Raw genomic sequence first — 16,208 nt, forward strand, 5'->3', positions numbered from 1 at the left:
TAAGCCCGGAACAGGAAAAGGGGCCGCATGGCCCCTTCCCGCAGAACTTCGCCGCTGCGCCTTGGCTTTATTGCAGCGCCTGCAGCAGCCCCAGACGCGGATTCCGGTAGCTGCCCGGTTTGGTCAGCTCCTGGCGGACCACATTGGCCAGGTGGCCGGTGATGCGGATTTTTTGGGTCTGGCCGCGCGACATGGCTTCCAGGGCGCGGGCGCCGCCAAAGGCTTTGAGATCGGCCTCGATGGTTTTTTCCGGGCGCAGCAGGGCGCCGGTGGCCGGATCGGTGAGCCGCATCTTGAAGGTGATGGCGTGAATGCCGCCGGTGGTGTAGCGCGCCTTTTGGGTCAGGGCGTGAAAGCGCTGCAGTTCGATATGCAGATCGGCCTCGATCGCGCCGCCCATGCCGGTGCTGCCGGCCTCCATGGCGCGCTGCACGATTGCCTGCACCTGGGCGTGGCGGTCGCCGTAAGGATCCTCGCGCCAGACAATATCGCCTTTGGGCAAATAGCTGTTGGCCTCGGAAACGGAGAGGCTGCGCGGCACATCGACGGTAACGCGGCTGACCCGCAAAGCCGGCACCGGATCCACCTGCGGCAGAGTTTCATAGCCGTCGGGCACGTGCACCGCCGCGTCGGGCACCGGCTCGAACGGCAAGTTGCGCGACGGCACGTCCACCGAGGCGCAGGCGGACACCATCAGCCCAAGGGAGACGAATGCGAGGCTGCGGAAGATGTTCATGGCTCTGCTCCTTACCGTTTTCAAGCCGCCGGATCAGGGACCGGCAGGCGGGTTCAACAGCAGGATGCGGGTCAATCGGGGCAGAATTGGGACAATTTAAGTCCAATTTAGCGAAAAATTAACGAATGTTTATGACCGGTCAACGATTGCCCCGGCCTGCCCCGTCGCTGCTATCATCGCGCGCGCGAACGCCAGCCGCCGCGGCGGCGCGGTGTGGCGCTGCCTACCAGCCCGTCGCGCAGCACTGCGGTCATCGGATGGTCCGGATCTGCGCTGCCGTACATCTCCAGCAATGCGTTGATATCTTTCCGGCTGTCGCGAGCAGCGTCCATGCCCAACGCCCAGTCAAAGAAAATGCTGCGGCATTGCGCATCCGTAATGCCGTCGATCCGGTAGGATTCGTAGATCAGACCGCGCGGGTCCTGTTCAGTGCTGCCCTTCATCCGCCCCATCCCTTTCCAAGGCCTCTGCAATCAGCGCCGCACAGCGTTTGTAACGGGTCTGCAGCTCCTGCTCCAGCGCATCCAGCCGGGCGTATCCGGTGGTGCGGCAGAGGAACTGCGCACCGCCCTCCCCGATCGTCTCCGCCTCGATGGCTTTGCCGGAAAGCAGCCGCGCGGCACTTTGCACCGACCAGAATAGCCGGTAACTGGCGGTCAGGTATTCTGCATCCGCGTCATTCAGCCATCCGGCAGCGACAGCACCCAGCAGGCCGGAAGCCACATCGCGCGCCACCGAGTCGGAAGTAAGCGCGCCGGCTTGCGACAAAAGCTCGATATCCATCATCCGGCCGGCGCCGTTTTTGGCGTCCCACAGGCCTGATGGCGCCTTGGCGGCGGCCAGCCGCACGCGCATTTCCGACACCTCCTGCAGCACCTTGGCCAGGTTCCGCGGCTGGGACAGGAAAGCGGCGCGGAAGGTTTCGATTTCGGCGGCAAGGGCGGTCTCGCCCGCAACCACCCGCGCCCTGGTCAGCGCCAGATGCTCCCACACCCAGGCCTCGTTCTGCTGGTAATTGGTAAAACCGGCCAGGCTGACCGCTACCGGACCCTGATTGCCCGAAGGCCGCAGGCGCATGTCGACCTCGTAAAGCTTGCCCTGCGCCATGGGGGCCGAGAGCGCAGTGACAAAGGCCTGGGTCAGACGGGCGAAATAGGGCCGCGTGGCCAGCGGGCGCTTACCCTCGGACATATCCGCATCGCCCGGGTCATAGATCACGATCATGTCGAGATCGGATTGCGAATTGATCTGCCCTGCCCCCAGCGATCCCATGGCCAGAACCGCCGCGCCGCGTCCCGGCGGGGGGCCGTGCTTGCGGGAAAACTGCGCCACCACTACCGGAGCGAGGCCGGCAATCACCACCTCGGCCAATTCGGCGTATTGGACACCCGCCCGATGGCCGTCGATCAGCCCGCGCAGGTGATGCACGCCGATGCGGAAGTGCCATTCCTTGCACCAGCGGCGGGTGGCATCAAGCCGGGCCTCATAGTCGCCTTCCTGCGCCAGCCGTTTTTTCAGCTCCGCCCGCAGCTGCTCTGCCCCCGGCCAGGGATCAAAGAAGGAACCGCCGATCACCGCATCAAACACCCCGGAATTGCGGGACAGGAAACTGGCCAGCTCGCGCGAGGTGCCGGCGATATCCACCAGCAGATCGATCAGCTGCGGGTTGGCGCCGAACAGCGAGAACAGCTGCACCCCGGCCGGCAGCCCGGACAGGAAACCGTCCAGCGCCACCAGGGTCTCGGCCGGTTTGGCGGTTTTGGCAACGCGCGACAGCAGCTCCGGTTTCAGCCGCTCAAATATCCGCGCCCCGCGGGAGGAGCGCAGCGCCGGATAGGTCGGCCAACGGGCGATGATGGCGCCGTCCAGATTGGCGGTGTCCTTTGCGGTGTCAGCTGCGGTCGGCGTGCCGCCGGGCGAGAAGAATCCCTCGGTCAGCTCATGCACTTCGGTCAGCCGGTCCCTGATTTGTGCTGTCAGCTCCGCCGGATCGCAGTCCATCAGGCAGGCGATACGGGCAATGCCGTCCTCGGATTTGGGCATCTGGTGGGTTTGCGCGTCATGCACCATCTGAATGCGGTGCTCGACCTCGCGGTGGGCGCGGTAATGGGCCGACAAGGTTTCAGCGGTGCCCGGCGGCACCCAGCCCTTGTCTGCAAGGGCGGCCAGCCCCTCGACGGTGCCGCGCAGGCGCAAGGCTTCGTCGCGCCCGCCGGCGATCAGTTGGCGGGTCTGGGTAAAGAACTCAATTTCGCGGATACCGCCGCGGCCCAGTTTCATATCGTGGCCCGGCACATGCAGGGCGCCGCCGGTGCCCTTGTTCTCGCGGATGCGCAGGCGGATGTCATGGGCGTCCTGGATGGCGGCGAAATCCAGGTGACGGCGCCAGATAAAGGGCCGCAGGGTGGTCAGAAACCGCTCTCCCGCCGCGATGTCGCCCGCACAGGGGCGTGCCTTGATGTAGGCGGCGCGTTCCCAGGTGCGGCCCAGGCTTTCGTAGTAGCGCTCTGCCGCTTCCATCGCCAGACAGACAGGGGTGACCGCCGGATCCGGGCGCAGACGCAGGTCGGTGCGGAACACATAGCCGTCGCCGGTGCGGTCGCTGAGGATGGCGCACATGTTCTTGGTTGCGCGCACCATGCCCTGGCGCGCCTCAAAGAAGTCATCCGGGTCGAACCGGGTTTCATCGAACAGGCAGATGAGGTCGATGTCAGAGCTGTAGTTCAGCTCATGCGCGCCCATTTTACCCATCGCCAGAATAGTAAGCCCGCCTGCGGTTTCCACATCACCCCCGGTCAGGCCCGGCAGTTTCTTGCGGCGGATCAGGTTGGCGATTTCGGATTTTATGGCGACGTCCGCACACAGCGCCCCGAATTCCGTCAGCGCCCCGGTCACCTGTTCCAGGCTCCAGCCGCCGCTGAGATCGCACAGCGCCGTCAGCAGCGCAAGCCGCCGTTTGGCCTGGCGCAGGCCCGGTTTCAGCCCGCTGCCTTCGAGCGCCCGGCAGTCTGCAAAGACCGCCGCCAGCGCGGCGTCAGGATCCTGCAGCGCCTGCGGCAGCCAGGCCGCCTCGCGCGCGGTCAGCTCCTTAAGATACGGGCTGGAACCGCAGGCGCCTGCCACCAGTTCAGCAAACGCGCCGGACAGTTCCGGCACCAGACTGCGCGCCTCGGCGCCAAGGCCGGGATCAAAAGGGCGGGGAATGCGGGAGATGTTCAGGGCTGTGGTCATGCGCCGAGACTGTTCCCGCCGCAGCGGCGCGTCAATGGCCGAATTGCCGCTGCCCGGTACAGGTTTACCTAAGGTCAGGAATACCTGAATGGATAAACAGTCCAAGTAAAGATATCGTTAATACACGGTCATGCTCCGGTTCCCGGGGCCGTTTCTATGTAAAGAGTATCTTGTTAACAGGGGATGCCGGGCTGCGCTGGTAATACCCCGGCTCTGCTTGGGACCTTGCGTATTTTGCAGTGCCGTCCCCTGCCCGGCTTGTGTATCCGGAGCATGAACGTGCGATCCTCTGCCAATCGCGGTCCTCTGCTGATCCTGAGCTTGGCGCTGTTTGCCAGAGTGTTTGCGATGTTTCGCAGAGCAATGAGCAGCAAGCGTCCGGGTGCGCATTTTCGAACTATTGCGTAACTTCCTGTCAAACCCTTGGAATATATACGATAACGGGCCACTGGCAGTGAAGAAAACCATCCTCAAAACCGCATTCAAAGCACCCTTGGCCTACGACCGTCAAAACGGCGCTCGAACTCCGCAAGCATCTGTAATATTTGAGTTTTTGGGATTTTTTCATCTGAATGTATAATGGTGCGGACGGCGGGACTCGAACCCGCACGGCCATAAGGCCAGGAGATTTTAAGTCTCCGGTGTCTACCATTCCACCACGTCCGCACAGGGCACTGCCAAGCAGCGCCTTTGCAGCAGGTCTAGCCTTCTGAATTCATGCGGACAATCGGTTTTCAGCGTTTTGCTGGAATTTTTCCCGCGGTGCTGGCGCCGCTACAATTCCGTATCCCCCGCCCCTGCAGGTGCCAAGGGCCCGCCCGGGTCAGCCAGATAACGCTCTGGCAGCCAGGGGTTCAACGCCAGCGCCTCGGCCAAAGCTGCCCGCGCTTCCTCCAGCCGCGACAGGCCGTAGAGCGACAGTGCCCGTCCGCTCATCGCGGCAATATGGCGGGGCGACAGATGCAGCGCCCGGTCCAGATCACGAAGGGCAGCGGCAAAATCCCGGCGCAGGTAATGCACAAAGGCGCGCTGGTTGTAGCCCTCGGCATAATCCGGGCAGTAGGCGATCAGCTGATCGAAATCCTCCAAAGCCCCCAGAAAATCAAAGGACGTGCGCCTTGTCATCCCGCGGTCAAGCATCGCCTGAGCCTGCGCATCCGGCGCGTCGGCCCAGAACTCCCACATCCGGTTGGCAATTTCGCGCGCCTGATCCTCGGTGCCGGCCTTCTGTACCTCGTGCAGCAGCCCGTCCAGCCGGGCGCTGTGGTCTGGCGCTGCCGGGCAATCGGACGCCTGCACCGGATCCGTCAGACCCAAAGTCAGAAAGAGCGCTGCGGCGCATGCAATATTATGAGGGGCACGAAGCAAGGCAAAATACATACCCCATGCTGGCATATTTTGGCATTCAATCAAGTCAACTGCGCGTGCGCGCATTCCTTCTGCCTCACAAAGGCGCCAATGCACCGTCTTCCTTTACCGCTTCCATCGCCACATAGGTCGAGGTTGAGGCGACATGCGGCAGCGAGGAAATCTTTTCCCCCAGCACTGCCCGGTAATCGGTCATCGAGCGGGTCCGCACCTTCAGCAGGTAGTCGAAATGCGACGCCATCATATAGGCCTGTTCGATCTCCGGCAGTTTCGCCACCGCCGCGTTGAACTTGACCAGCGCCGCCTCGCGGGTGTCGTCCAGCTTCACCTCGACAAAGGCGACGTGATCCAGTCCCAGCCGGATCGGATCCACCAGGGCGCGGTAACCGGTAATGATGCCCTCCGCCTCCAGCCGCCTGAGCCGGGTCTGGGTGGGTGTTTTCGACAGGCCGATTTTGCGGGCCAGATCGGCAATGGAGATCCGGCCGTCCTCGCTCAGCACATTCAGAATCGCCCGGTCGAACCGATCCAGGTCAGGAAAGTCCATTTGCACTTCTACCTTTCACATTTTTCGCGCTTTCGCCTGAGTATCCCCCATTTTCAGGCGATTGTCCCGCCGGAAAGGGTGTATCTTAAGCAAAAGCCCTGCACACCCTTTTGTGGAGTTCCCCGCATGACCACCCAACCAAAACTGCGCCACCGGATCGATGCCGGCACCTATGCCGACCAAACCGCGGTGCGTGACCAGCTGATTGCCCAGGCGGCCCTGTCTAACGCCGACCGTGTCCGGATCAGTTCCAGTGCTGCTGCCCTGGTGCGCGATATCCGCGGCCATTCGGCGCCGGGCCTTATGGAGGTGTTCCTGGCCGAATACGGGTTGTCGACAGATGAAGGGGTCGCGCTGATGTGCCTCGCTGAGGCGCTGCTGCGGGTGCCGGATGCCGACACCATTGATGCGCTGATCGAGGACAAGATCGCGCCCTCCGACTGGGGCAAGCATCTGGGCAAGTCAACGTCTTCGCTGGTCAATGCCTCGACCTGGGCCTTGATGCTGACCGGCAAGGTGCTGGACGAGGATCGCAGCCCCATCGGGGCGCTGCGCGGCGCCATCAAGCGTCTGGGCGAGCCGGTGATCCGCACCGCCGTCAGCCGCGCAATGAAGGAAATGGGCCGCCAGTTTGTGCTGGGCGAGACCATCGAAAGCGCCATGGACCGCGCCGCCGGGATGGAAGCCAAAGGCTATACCTACTCCTACGACATGCTGGGCGAGGCCGCCCGCACCGAGGCTGACGCAGCCCGCTATCACCTGTCCTATTCCAAGGCGATCTCGGCAATTGCCGCTGCCTGCAATAGCGACGACATCCGTAAGAACCCCGGCATTTCGGTGAAGCTTTCCGCGCTGCACCCGCGTTACGAGCTGGCGCAGGAAAGCAGCGTGATGGAGCATCTGGTGCCGCGGCTGAAGGCGCTGGCGCTGCTGGCCAAAGCCGCGAAAATGGGCCTTAACATCGACGCCGAGGAGGCCGACCGCCTGTCGCTGTCGCTGGAGGTGATCGGCGCCGTAGTCTCGGACCCCTCTCTGGCCGGCTGGGACGGGTTTGGCGTGGTGGTGCAGGCCTATGGCCCGCGCACCGGGCTGGCCATCGACGCACTGCATGAAATGGCCGAGAAATACGACCGCCGTTTTATGGTGCGGCTGGTGAAAGGCGCTTATTGGGACACTGAAATCAAGCGCGCCCAGGTCGAAGGTGTCGATGGCTTCCCGGTGTTCACCAACAAGGCGCTGACTGATGTGTCCTATATTTCCAACGCCCGCAAATTGCTGGGGATGACGGACCGGATTTATCCGCAGTTCGCAACTCACAATGCCCATACTGTTGCCGCCATCCTGCATATGGCCGCGGACAAGGACAACGCAACCTACGAATTCCAGCGCCTGCACGGGATGGGCGAAACCCTGCACCAGATGGTGCTGGAGCAGAACAAGACCAACTGCCGGATTTATGCGCCTGTTGGCGCGCACCGGGATCTATTGGCCTATCTGGTACGCCGCCTGCTGGAAAACGGCGCCAACAGCTCATTCGTGAACCAGATCGTGGACGAGAATGTCTCTCCCGATGTCGTGGCCGCGGACCCTTTCGCGGCAGTTGCCGATATCAGCCGCAAGATCCCGACCGGGCCTGAGCTGTACGCGCCCGAGCGCCCGAATTCCAAAGGCTTCGACCTGGGTCACGCGCCGACGCTGGCCGCTATTGAAAAAGCCCGCGCGCCCTGGCGGACCCATCAATGGCAGGCCGGACCGCTGCTGGCAGGCGATGCCCGGCCTGAGACTGCCAAGGATGTGACCAACCCCGCCGACCTGAGTGTGACCGGCTCCGTCAGCCAGTGCAGCCCCGAGGATGTCGAACTGGCGCTGGCGCTGGCCGACCCTTGGGACGCGCCTGCAGCAGAACGCACCGCGATCCTGAACAAGGCTGCCGACCTCTATGAGGAAAATTTTGGCGAGCTGTTCGCCATCCTCGCCCGTGAGGCCGGCAAGACCATCCCCGATGCTGTGGCCGAACTGCGCGAGGCGGTGGATTTCCTGCGCTATTATGCGTCCCGCATTTCTGATGCGCCGCCTGCTGGCATTTTCACCTGCATTTCACCCTGGAATTTCCCGCTGGCGATCTTCACCGGACAGGTTGCGGCAGCACTTGCCGCAGGCAACGCAGTGCTGGCCAAACCCGCCGACCAAACGCCGCTGATCGCCCACCGCGCCGTGCAGCTAATGCATGAGGCAGGCGTGCCGCGCGCAGCCATGCAGCTGGTGCCTGGCCGCGGCAGCGTGGTTGGTGCCGCCATCACATCTGACCCGCGGGTCAATGGCGTTGCCTTCACCGGCTCCACCGCAACAGCGATGCGTATCCGCAAGGCGATGGCCGACAACCTGCAGCCCGGCGCGCCGCTGATTGCGGAAACCGGCGGTCTGAACGCGATGATTGTCGATTCAACCGCGCTGCCGGAACAGACAGTGCAAGCTGTGATCGAAAGCGCCTTCCAGTCGGCCGGCCAGCGCTGCTCGGCGCTGCGCTGCCTTTACCTGCAGGAGGACATCGCCGACACCGTGCTGAAGATGCTGAAAGGGGCGATGGACTGCCTGCATCTGGATGATCCCTGGCATCTGTCGACTGACAGCGGACCGGTGATTGACGAAGGCGCCCGGGCTGGCATCCTTGCCCATGTCGCCAAGGCCCGCGCTGAGGGCCGGGTGCTGAAGGAAATGCGCGCGCCGCAAGGCGGCACCTTTGTGGCGCCCACCATGATCGAAATCCCCGGCATCGGCGCACTGGAGGAAGAGATCTTTGGCCCCGTCCTGCATGTGGTCCGATTCAAATCCCAACAGTTGGATCAGGTGATTTCAGACATCAATGCAACCGGTTACGGGCTGACCTTCGGGTTGCACACCCGTATCGACGACCGGGTGCAGCATGTCTGCGACCGGGTCCATGCGGGCAATATCTATGTGAACCGCAACCAGATCGGCGCCATTGTCGGCAGCCAGCCGTTCGGCGGCGAGGGTCTGTCCGGCACCGGCCCCAAGGCCGGCGGCCCCTATTACCTCAGCCGTTTCTGCGCGCCGGACCGGCAGCAAAGCAACGCGGTATGGGAGACCACCTTTGCCGAACTGCCCGGGGAAAGCGGCGTGCCTGCGCGCGCCGTGACCACCTCCCTGCCCGGCCCGACCGGGGAATCGAACCGCCTGACCGTCTCGGCCCGTCCGCCGCTGTTGTGCATGGGACCGGGGCCCGAGGCTGCGGCGGAACAGGCCAAAGAGGTGATCAGCCTCGGCGGCACCGCGATTGAGGCGCATGGCATGTTCGACCTGCACCGGCTGGAGGCGATCCAAGGCATTGCCGGCGTGCTGTGGTGGGGCGACGAGGCGACAGGCCGCGAGATCGAACAATGGCTGGCCAAGCGCGACGGCCCGATTATACCGCTGATCCCGGGCAAGCCCGACCGCGCCCGAGTCCTGGCTGAACGCCACGTCTGCGTCGATACCACGGCATCAGGCGGCAATGCGGATCTGCTGGGCGGCAACGCCTGAGCTGCGCCCGATAAGTGCTTGACGCTGGGCCGTTTCCGGCCCAGCGTTCCCCCATGTTTCCGATCCGCGACCACAACCCGTCCGGGCGCAAGCCCTATGTCGTCTATGCGCTGATGGCGGCGAATATCCTGGCCTATGTCTACTACACGGCCAGCTATGCCAGCCCCCGCGCGCTGGCCTATTTCTATGACGCCTATGCGGTGGTGCCGGCCGAGATCAGCCACGGCTACGGGTTCGAGACCCTGTTCACATCAATGTTCATCCACGCAGGGCTGATGCATCTGGGCGGCAACATGCTGTTCCTGTGGATCTTCGGCGACAATCTGGAAGATGAGATGGGCCACATGCCTTTTCTTGCGTTCTACCTTGCCAGCGGTATCGGCGCCGGGTTGATACACGTCTATTCGGCGCCCGGTTCCATGGTGCCCACAGTGGGGGCCTCTGGCGCAATTGCGGGCGTCATGGGCGGCTACCTGCTGATGTTCCCCAAGGCCCGCGTCGATATCCTGCTGGTGCTGATCATCTATTTCCGCATCTTCACCATCCCCGCCTTTGTCATGCTGGGTGTCTGGCTGGCGATGCAGTTTTTTGGAGGTCTCGGTGCCGATCCCGACCAAGGCGGTGTCGCCTATTGGGCCCATGCCGGCGGCTTTGCCGTCGGGTTGATCCTGTGCCTGCCCCTGTGGCTGCGGCGCGGCGGCCCGGCGTTCTGGAACCGGACGCATGGATCACCGCCGCATCCGGAGAACGAATATGAGTATTCCGCCAGCCGCATCCCCAAACTGCCGCGCAAGAAGCGCAACCCGGGACCTTGGGGGAAGTAGAAAGACGGCAAAGAGTTCGGGTCAAGGAAATGCCGGAATTGATGTCCCCTCAGGCGGGCTCGATAAGCCAAGGCCGGATTGCAACGGCCGCAACGAAAAGCTGTTCTGTCAAAGACAAGAAAGGCTGACCTGAAACCGGAACGCAAAGCCAAACTGGCCAGTGCTTGGATTGAAGCTGTTCAACAGTAAAAGGTGCCCGTTGATCGTCAAGCGGCCTGCTGTGATAATAATCTAAAAGTAATGCAGGCCGCTCTAACCCGATTCCCCTCCCCCCAGAAGAAGACCGGGATGTCCGGGATGTAGGGCTGCAAAAGACTGTGTCCAGCAGAGGAACCCCAAATGCCCCAGCTCAAAGCCACCTGCCACTGCGGCGCCGTTGAGATTGAAGCAGACTTTCCCGAGGGCCTCGCCTCGGCTGCGCGCTGCGACTGTTCGTTCTGCCGCCGCCGCGGGGCGGCTGCAGTCACCGCCATTGCCGCCAGCCTGAAGGTGCTGAAAGGGGCAGAAAACCTCACCCTCTACACCTGGGGCAGCCATACGGCGAAACACTATTTCTGCAAGACCTGCGGCATCTACACCCATCACCAGCGCCGCTCAGATCCCAAGGAATGCGGTGTCAATCTGGGCTGTATCAAGGGTGCCAATCCGCGGACGCATCCCGAGACCTATGGCGAGATCCCGTGGAACGACGGGATAAATCACCCGTCTGATCAGCGATAACTTTTGCCCGGCCGATAAGCAGGCGCAGTCCTCATCCAATCACATAAAACAAAAAACGCGGCGCAATGGCCGCGTTTCATATTCTCAGTCTTGCGGGCAATTCAGCCGCGGATCACCTTGGCGAAGCTATCAAAGATCGGCTCGTTCGAGCACACCACAGAACCAGAATCGATAATGCCCGCTTCGGGGTCGATTGCCTCGGCAAACCCGCCGGCTTCTTTCACGATGATGATGCCTGCGGCCAGATCCCAGGCGTTCAGGCGGCGTTCCCAGAAGCCCTCGTAACGGCCTGCGGCCACATAGGCCATGTCCAGCGCGGCAGAACCCCAGCGGCGCACACCGGCGCAGGCGGGCATCAAGCGGGCCAGATCCTGCAGCGTCAGCGGCAGATCGGCACGGCCGCCGAACGGCACGCCGGTGGCAAAAATCGATTCAATCATCCGGTGACGGCCCGAAACTCGGATACGGGTGTCATTCATCCAAGCACCGGCGCCCTTTTCGGCAAAGAACATCTCGTCCTTGGCAGCGTCATAAACGACGCCTGCAACGATCTTGCCCTTATGCTCCAGCGCGATCGAGATCGCCCAATGCGGCAGCCCGTGCAGGAAGTTGGTGGTGCCGTCCAGCGGATCGACGATCCAGCGGCGGGTCGGATCCTCGCCGTCTTCCTCACCGCCCTCTTCGGCCAGCCAGCCATAGGTCGGGCGCGCATTGCGCAGATCGTCCTTGATGATCTTTTCAGCGGCGATGTCGGCCTTGGAAACAAAATCGCCGGCACCTTTCATCGACACCTGCAGGTTCTCCACCTCGCGGAAGTCTTTCACCAGGGAACGGCCGGCCTTGCGGGCGGCCTTGATCATCACATTGAGGTTTGCGCTGCCAATCATGTCTGCAGAATCCTGTCACGTCGGGGAGATGCCGGTCAAACCGTGCCTATACGCCCCCTGCCCGCAGTTGCCAAGGGGCTTTGCCGCATTGAGGGTTACGGGCCTGACGCCCGGTTACAGCTGTCAGGGCGGTTGAATTCCTGTGTTGCGGCGCCCAAACTCCAACGCAATCAGATCAAGGAACATTCCCATGCCCGACCAGATGCAGCGCATCGTGCTGGCCAGCCGCCCCGAAGCCCAGGCCAGCGAAGACAATTTCCGCCTTGAGGCGGTGGACCTGCCCCAACCCGGCGAAGGTGAAGTGGTTGTAAAAGTTCATTATATGTCGCTGGACCCCTATATGCGCGGCCGCATGAACGCGGGCAAATCCTATGCTCCGCCGGTCGAAATCGGGGAAACCATGACCGCGGGCGGTGTTGGCGAAGTGATTGCCTCAAACAGTCCGGAGTTTGCTCCCGGCGACTTTGCCCTGGGTATGTTCGGCTGGGCCAGCCATGCCTGCGCCCGCGCCTCAGAGCTCCGCAAGTTGGACCCGCAGATGGCGCCGCTCACCACCGCGCTCGGCGCTCTCGGCATGCCGGGGTTTACCGCTTGGCATGGCTTGGACGCTTATGGCCGCCCGCAGGCAGGTGAAACCCTGGTGGTCGCGGCTGCAACCGGCCCGGTGGGGTCAATGGTCGGGCAGCTGGCGAAACAGGCAGGCCTGCGCGTGGTCGGTGTCGCGGGCGGCGCAGACAAATGCAATCTGGCGGTTGAGACCTTCGGCTTTGATGCCTGCCTGGACCACCGTGCCTATGCGGATGCCGGAGCGCTGAACGCGGCGCTGGCCGCTGAATGCCCCGATGGCATCGACATCTACTATGAGAACGTCGGCGGCAAAGTGCTGGAAGCGGTGCTGCCCTTGATGAACCCCCATGGCCGGATCCCGGTCTGCGGCATGATTGCCTGGTACAACAGCGCAGAAACCGATCTGACCGCCCCCGCCGTCTGGCGCACGGTCCTGACCCAGTTCCTGTCGGTGAACGGTTTCATCATCTTCAACCACTACGACCGCTATCCGGAGTTCCTGAAGCAGGTCGCGCCAAAGATCGCCAGCGGCGATATCAAATACCTGGAAGACATCGCCGAAGGGCTGGAAAACGCCCCCAAGACCTTTCTGTCGATGATGCAGGGCGGCAATACCGGCAAACAGATCGTCAAACTGGTCTAAGGCCGGGCGCAGCGCTGACGGTATCACGCAACCGCGCGGAGCGGGCACGGAAGCCGGAACGGCGCCCGGCCGCTCCGCGCCTTGTCAAACATGCTGCAGCTTGCGCGCCTCGACCTTGGCCAGCCGGATCAGCTCCTGCATGAAGGGTTTCCCGCGGTCCTCCGCCCGGATCGCCGCATACAGCCTGCGGGTGATCCCCGATTTGGTCAGCGGCCGGGTCACATAATCCGACGAGTACTTCACCTCCCGCACCACCCAGTCCGGCAGCACCGACACACCGCGGTTTGACGCCACCAGCAGCAGGATCACCGCTGTCAGCTCAACCTGGCGGATCGACGCAGGTTCCACTCCTGCAGGGATCAGCAGCTGGCTGAACACGTCCAGCCGGGTCTTGTCCACCGGGTAGGTGATCAGGTTCTGACCAATAAAATCCGCAGCCTCGACAAACGGTTTCTCCGCCAGGGGATGCTGGGCCGATGCAACAAACACAGCATTGTAATCAAACAGCTCAATAAACTCGACGCCGGCGATGTCCTCGGGATCGGAAGAGACCACCAGATCCACCTCCTCTTTCTGGAGCGCGGGCAAGGCATCAAAGGCCAGGCCGGGGCGGATATCCACATCCACATCGCCCCAGTTCTTGCGGAACCCCTCAAGCACCGGAAACAGCCATTCAAAACAGGCGTGGCATTCAATGGCGATGTGCATCCGCCCGGTATTGCCATCCCGCAAAGAGGAAAATTCCGCTTGTGCTGCCGCAAGTTGCGGCAAAACCTGCTCGGCCAGCCGCAACAGGCGCAGGCCCGCCGGTGACAGTTTCATCGGCTTGGACCGGCGGATAAACAGCTCCACCCCGGCCTGTTCCTCCAGCCCCTTCACCTGATGGCTCAATGCGCTTTGGGTGATGTTCAACTGATCCGCGGCGCGGGCCAGCCCGCCGGCCTCGTGGATGGCCTTGATGGTGCGGAGGTGACGGAACTCAATATGCATTCTTTAGTCGTGCTCATGTTGTTCTTGAGGATTATGAAATTGTCTCACAATGCTGCACATGCAACAAGAGCTGAAATCAACCTAGCGAGAGACCTGAGATGACGACGCCCAAGATTTCCTTTGAATTCTTCCCGCCGCAAAATCTCGAAGCCTCCTTCCGGCTTTGGGACACCGTGCAAGTCCTCGCCCCGATGGACCCGCGGTTTGTGTCCGTGACCTATGGCGCAGGCGGCACCACCCGCACCCTGACCCGCGACGCAGTGGCGACACTGCACAAATCCTCCGGTCTGAACGTGGCTGCGCATCTCACTTGCGTGAATGCTTCCAAGGCCGAAACGCTGGAGATCGCTGACCAGTTTGCAGAGGCCGGCGTGACCGAGATCGTCGCCCTGCGCGGCGATGCGCCCAAGGGCGAAGGCAAATTCACCCCGCATCCCGACGGTTTTGCCAATTCGGTGGAGCTGATCAAAGGGCTGGCGTTGCGCGGCAATTTCAACATCAAGGTCGGCGCCTACCCGGACCGCCACCCGGAAGCTGCGGATCAGGCAGCGGACGTGGAGTGGCTGAAGCGCAAGCTGGACGCCGGCGCGGATGAGGCGCTGACCCAGTTTTTCTTCGAGGCCGAGACCTTCTTCCGCTTCCGCGATGCCTGCGAAAAGGCCGGGATTGATGGCAGCAAACTGACCCCCGGCATCCTGCCGATCGAAAACTGGAAAGGCGCGCGCAACTTTGCCAAGCGCTGCGGCACCATCATCCCGGATTGGGTTGAGAACGCTTTTGAAAAGGCACTGCGCGATGACCGCGAGGAATTGCTGGCCACGGCGATTTGCACCGAACTGTGTTCGGACCTGCTGGAGGGCGGCGTCGACAAGCTGCATTTCTACACGCTGAACCGCCCTGAACTGACCCGGGATGTCTGCTTTGCCCTGGGCGTCATCCCCAAGGTCTCGCTTCAGAACGTGGCGTAAGCCTTGCGGGCTCCGGCGCGCGGTTTCAAATGGAGGGCACATCCCCCGCCAAGGACCCGCGCGCTATGTATTACGCTGAAAAACCCGCCGACCTGCTGACAGGGGAACAGATCACCCGGATATCCGGTCTGGACTTCATGCAAGGCATCCTGGACGGCCGCCTGCCCGGCCCGCCGATTGCCGAAACGCTGGGGTATCATTTGCACAGCGTCGAAGACGGCCGGATTGTGTTCCGCGGCACGCCGGAATTTCCCGTCTGCAACCCGATGGGCACCGTGCATGGCGGCTGGTACGGCACACTTTTGGACAGCGCCATGGCCTGTGCGGTGATGACCAAGGTGCCTGCCGGGTCGGTCTACACAACGCTGGAATACAAGATCAACATCCTGCGGGCGATCCCGCTGGGCACCGCCATCGACTGCAGCGGCAGTATCGACCACGTGGGGCGGTCCACCGGTGTGGCGCATGGCGAAATCCGGGGAATTGAAGACGGACGCCTCTATGCCACCGGCTCCACCACCTGCATTGTGATGAAGATCGCCACGTGATGAAGGTCGCCGCGGGCTGACCTTTTGGTGCAAACGCCTTCCGGGCTTGCCCGCCGCCTTCATCTGTCTATGCTCCAGCAGGACACACGCAGGACCGGAAAGAGGGCTGATCATGCCGCCAAACAGTCTCGGCCGGGCCGCCACAGCCCGCATTCAAATCCTTGCCCCTGCCAAGGAGCTGGATTTTCTGGATACCCAATCTGTTGTTCTGCCGACGCCTGTCACCCCGCTGGAGGCCTGGAACATCATGCACGCAAAGCCATTGCCGGGCATCAAGCTGGCCTTCCGGCTGCGCGACGCCATTTCCGCATGTTTCGGGGTTAAACGCATCGGCGGCATTTCCCGGACACCTAAAGAGGCAGTGCAAACGGGCGACAAGCTGGATTTCTTTCTGGTAGAGTCCCTGTCGGATGAAGTGATGACTCTCACGGTCCGGGATCGGCATTTGGATGTCATGACCTGCGTTTGCTCCAGCAGCGGTGTTCTGTCAGTGACGTCCTCCGTCAAAACACATAATCTGTTTGGCCGGGTTTACATGATCCCGGTCCGGCCGGCCCACAAACTGATTGTGTGGCTGTCACTGAAACGGCTGCGCCGGGAGTTTGACCGGCGGGCAGCTGCCGATTGACATCGCCGCCT

14 protein-coding genes and 1 tRNA gene are annotated in these 16,208 nt (G+C 62.5%); 7 read left to right on the forward strand and 8 right to left on the reverse strand.

Features of this window, described 5'->3' with window-relative positions:
* Window positions 1–67 precede the first annotated feature (67 nt).
* The 6 genes from L1069_RS02730 to L1069_RS02755 all read right to left on the reverse strand — a co-directional run bounded on the left by L1069_RS02730 (window position 68) and on the right by L1069_RS02755 (window position 5,882).
* A complete protein-coding gene (locus L1069_RS02730; protein ID WP_237454701.1) occupies window positions 68–736 on the reverse strand; it encodes a DUF6778 family protein in 669 nt (222 codons plus the stop codon).
* A gap of 173 nt (window positions 737–909) precedes the next feature.
* On the reverse strand, window positions 910–1,179 hold the full coding sequence (locus L1069_RS02735; protein ID WP_237454702.1) for a hypothetical protein: 270 nt from the start codon (window positions 1,177–1,179) through the stop codon (window positions 910–912).
* Window positions 1,163–3,967 carry a glutamine-synthetase adenylyltransferase gene (locus tag L1069_RS02740; protein ID WP_237454703.1) on the reverse strand — a complete coding sequence of 935 codons (2,805 nt, stop codon included), beginning with the start codon at window positions 3,965–3,967 and terminating at the stop codon, window positions 1,163–1,165. The genes L1069_RS02735 and L1069_RS02740 overlap by 17 nt, the downstream gene beginning before the upstream one ends.
* 580 nt (window positions 3,968–4,547) lie before the next feature.
* A tRNA-Leu gene (locus L1069_RS02745) sits at window positions 4,548–4,633 on the reverse strand.
* A 108-nt stretch (window positions 4,634–4,741) separates the two neighbouring features.
* Window positions 4,742–5,347, reverse strand: coding sequence for a tetratricopeptide repeat protein (locus L1069_RS02750; protein ID WP_237454704.1), 606 nt, complete (start codon window positions 5,345–5,347; stop codon window positions 4,742–4,744).
* Window positions 5,348–5,411: 64 nt separating this feature from the next.
* Complete coding sequence (locus tag L1069_RS02755) at window positions 5,412–5,882, reverse strand: Lrp/AsnC family transcriptional regulator (protein ID WP_237454705.1); 471 nt, start codon at window positions 5,880–5,882, stop codon at window positions 5,412–5,414.
* 126 nt (window positions 5,883–6,008) lie between these two features.
* Between L1069_RS02755 and putA the strand changes: the two genes are divergently transcribed.
* The 3 genes from putA (at window position 6,009) to L1069_RS02770 (ending at window position 10,966) form a co-directional block, all read left to right on the forward strand.
* Entirely contained in the window at window positions 6,009–9,422 is a 3,414-nt protein-coding gene (gene putA, locus L1069_RS02760; protein WP_237454706.1) for a bifunctional proline dehydrogenase/L-glutamate gamma-semialdehyde dehydrogenase PutA, read from the forward strand.
* A 53-nt stretch (window positions 9,423–9,475) separates the two neighbouring features.
* Window positions 9,476–10,246, forward strand: a complete 771-nt coding sequence (locus tag L1069_RS02765; protein WP_237454707.1) for a rhomboid family intramembrane serine protease — start codon at window positions 9,476–9,478, stop codon at window positions 10,244–10,246.
* A gap of 339 nt (window positions 10,247–10,585) precedes the next feature.
* Entirely contained in the window at window positions 10,586–10,966 is a 381-nt protein-coding gene (locus L1069_RS02770) for a GFA family protein (protein WP_237454708.1), read from the forward strand.
* Between the two features lie 101 nt (window positions 10,967–11,067).
* Here the strand turns inward: L1069_RS02770 and L1069_RS02775 are convergent, their stop codons facing one another.
* On the reverse strand, window positions 11,068–11,853 hold the full coding sequence (locus L1069_RS02775) for an inositol monophosphatase family protein (protein WP_129371244.1): 786 nt from the start codon (window positions 11,851–11,853) through the stop codon (window positions 11,068–11,070).
* Between the two features lie 190 nt (window positions 11,854–12,043).
* On the opposite strand from L1069_RS02775, the gene L1069_RS02780 reads away from it, so the two are divergent.
* A complete protein-coding gene (locus L1069_RS02780; RefSeq protein ID WP_237454709.1) occupies window positions 12,044–13,063 on the forward strand; it encodes an NADP-dependent oxidoreductase in 1,020 nt (339 codons plus the stop codon).
* An 84-nt stretch (window positions 13,064–13,147) separates the two neighbouring features.
* On the opposite strand, the gene L1069_RS02785 is transcribed toward L1069_RS02780, so the two are convergent.
* Window positions 13,148–14,053, reverse strand: coding sequence for a LysR family transcriptional regulator (locus L1069_RS02785; protein WP_237454710.1), 906 nt, complete (start codon window positions 14,051–14,053; stop codon window positions 13,148–13,150).
* A 98-nt stretch (window positions 14,054–14,151) separates the two neighbouring features.
* On the opposite strand from L1069_RS02785, the gene metF reads away from it, so the two are divergent.
* The 3 genes from metF (at window position 14,152) to L1069_RS02800 (ending at window position 16,197) form a co-directional block, all read left to right on the forward strand.
* Entirely contained in the window at window positions 14,152–15,021 is an 870-nt protein-coding gene (gene metF / locus L1069_RS02790) for a methylenetetrahydrofolate reductase [NAD(P)H] (RefSeq protein ID WP_237454711.1), read from the forward strand.
* Window positions 15,022–15,086: 65 nt separating this feature from the next.
* Complete coding sequence (locus tag L1069_RS02795) at window positions 15,087–15,569, forward strand: PaaI family thioesterase (RefSeq protein WP_237454712.1); 483 nt, start codon at window positions 15,087–15,089, stop codon at window positions 15,567–15,569.
* Between the two features lie 112 nt (window positions 15,570–15,681).
* Window positions 15,682–16,197, forward strand: coding sequence for a DUF2867 domain-containing protein (locus L1069_RS02800; protein ID WP_237454713.1), 516 nt, complete (start codon window positions 15,682–15,684; stop codon window positions 16,195–16,197).
* The last annotated feature ends 11 nt before the right edge of the window (window positions 16,198–16,208 follow it).

Source organism: Leisingera sp. MMG026, assembly GCF_021654205.1.
Taxonomy (GTDB): domain Bacteria; phylum Pseudomonadota; class Alphaproteobacteria; order Rhodobacterales; family Rhodobacteraceae; genus Leisingera.

Excerpts from the sequence above, each read along its gene's own strand:
- L1069_RS02770 (WP_237454708.1), top strand. The coding sequence starts at position 10,586 with ATGCCCCAGCTCAAAGCCACCTGCCACTGCGGCGCCGTTGAGATTGAA.
- L1069_RS02735 (WP_237454702.1), bottom strand. The coding sequence starts at position 1,179 with ATGAAGGGCAGCACTGAACAGGACCCGCGCGGTCTGATCTACGAATCC.
- L1069_RS02755 (WP_237454705.1), bottom strand. The coding sequence starts at position 5,882 with ATGGACTTTCCTGACCTGGATCGGTTCGACCGGGCGATTCTGAATGTG.
- L1069_RS02795 (WP_237454712.1), top strand. The coding sequence starts at position 15,087 with ATGTATTACGCTGAAAAACCCGCCGACCTGCTGACAGGGGAACAGATC.
- L1069_RS02785 (WP_237454710.1), bottom strand. The coding sequence starts at position 14,053 with ATGCATATTGAGTTCCGTCACCTCCGCACCATCAAGGCCATCCACGAG.
- L1069_RS02800 (WP_237454713.1), top strand. The coding sequence starts at position 15,682 with ATGCCGCCAAACAGTCTCGGCCGGGCCGCCACAGCCCGCATTCAAATC.
- metF (WP_237454711.1), top strand. The coding sequence starts at position 14,152 with ATGACGACGCCCAAGATTTCCTTTGAATTCTTCCCGCCGCAAAATCTC.
- L1069_RS02750 (WP_237454704.1), bottom strand. The coding sequence starts at position 5,347 with ATGTATTTTGCCTTGCTTCGTGCCCCTCATAATATTGCATGCGCCGCA.
- L1069_RS02765 (WP_237454707.1), top strand. The coding sequence starts at position 9,476 with ATGTTTCCGATCCGCGACCACAACCCGTCCGGGCGCAAGCCCTATGTC.
- L1069_RS02730 (WP_237454701.1), bottom strand. The coding sequence starts at position 736 with ATGAACATCTTCCGCAGCCTCGCATTCGTCTCCCTTGGGCTGATGGTG.
- putA (WP_237454706.1), top strand. The coding sequence starts at position 6,009 with ATGACCACCCAACCAAAACTGCGCCACCGGATCGATGCCGGCACCTAT.
- L1069_RS02780 (WP_237454709.1), top strand. The coding sequence starts at position 12,044 with ATGCCCGACCAGATGCAGCGCATCGTGCTGGCCAGCCGCCCCGAAGCC.
- L1069_RS02740 (WP_237454703.1), bottom strand. The coding sequence starts at position 3,967 with ATGACCACAGCCCTGAACATCTCCCGCATTCCCCGCCCTTTTGATCCC.
- L1069_RS02775 (WP_129371244.1), bottom strand. The coding sequence starts at position 11,853 with ATGATTGGCAGCGCAAACCTCAATGTGATGATCAAGGCCGCCCGCAAG.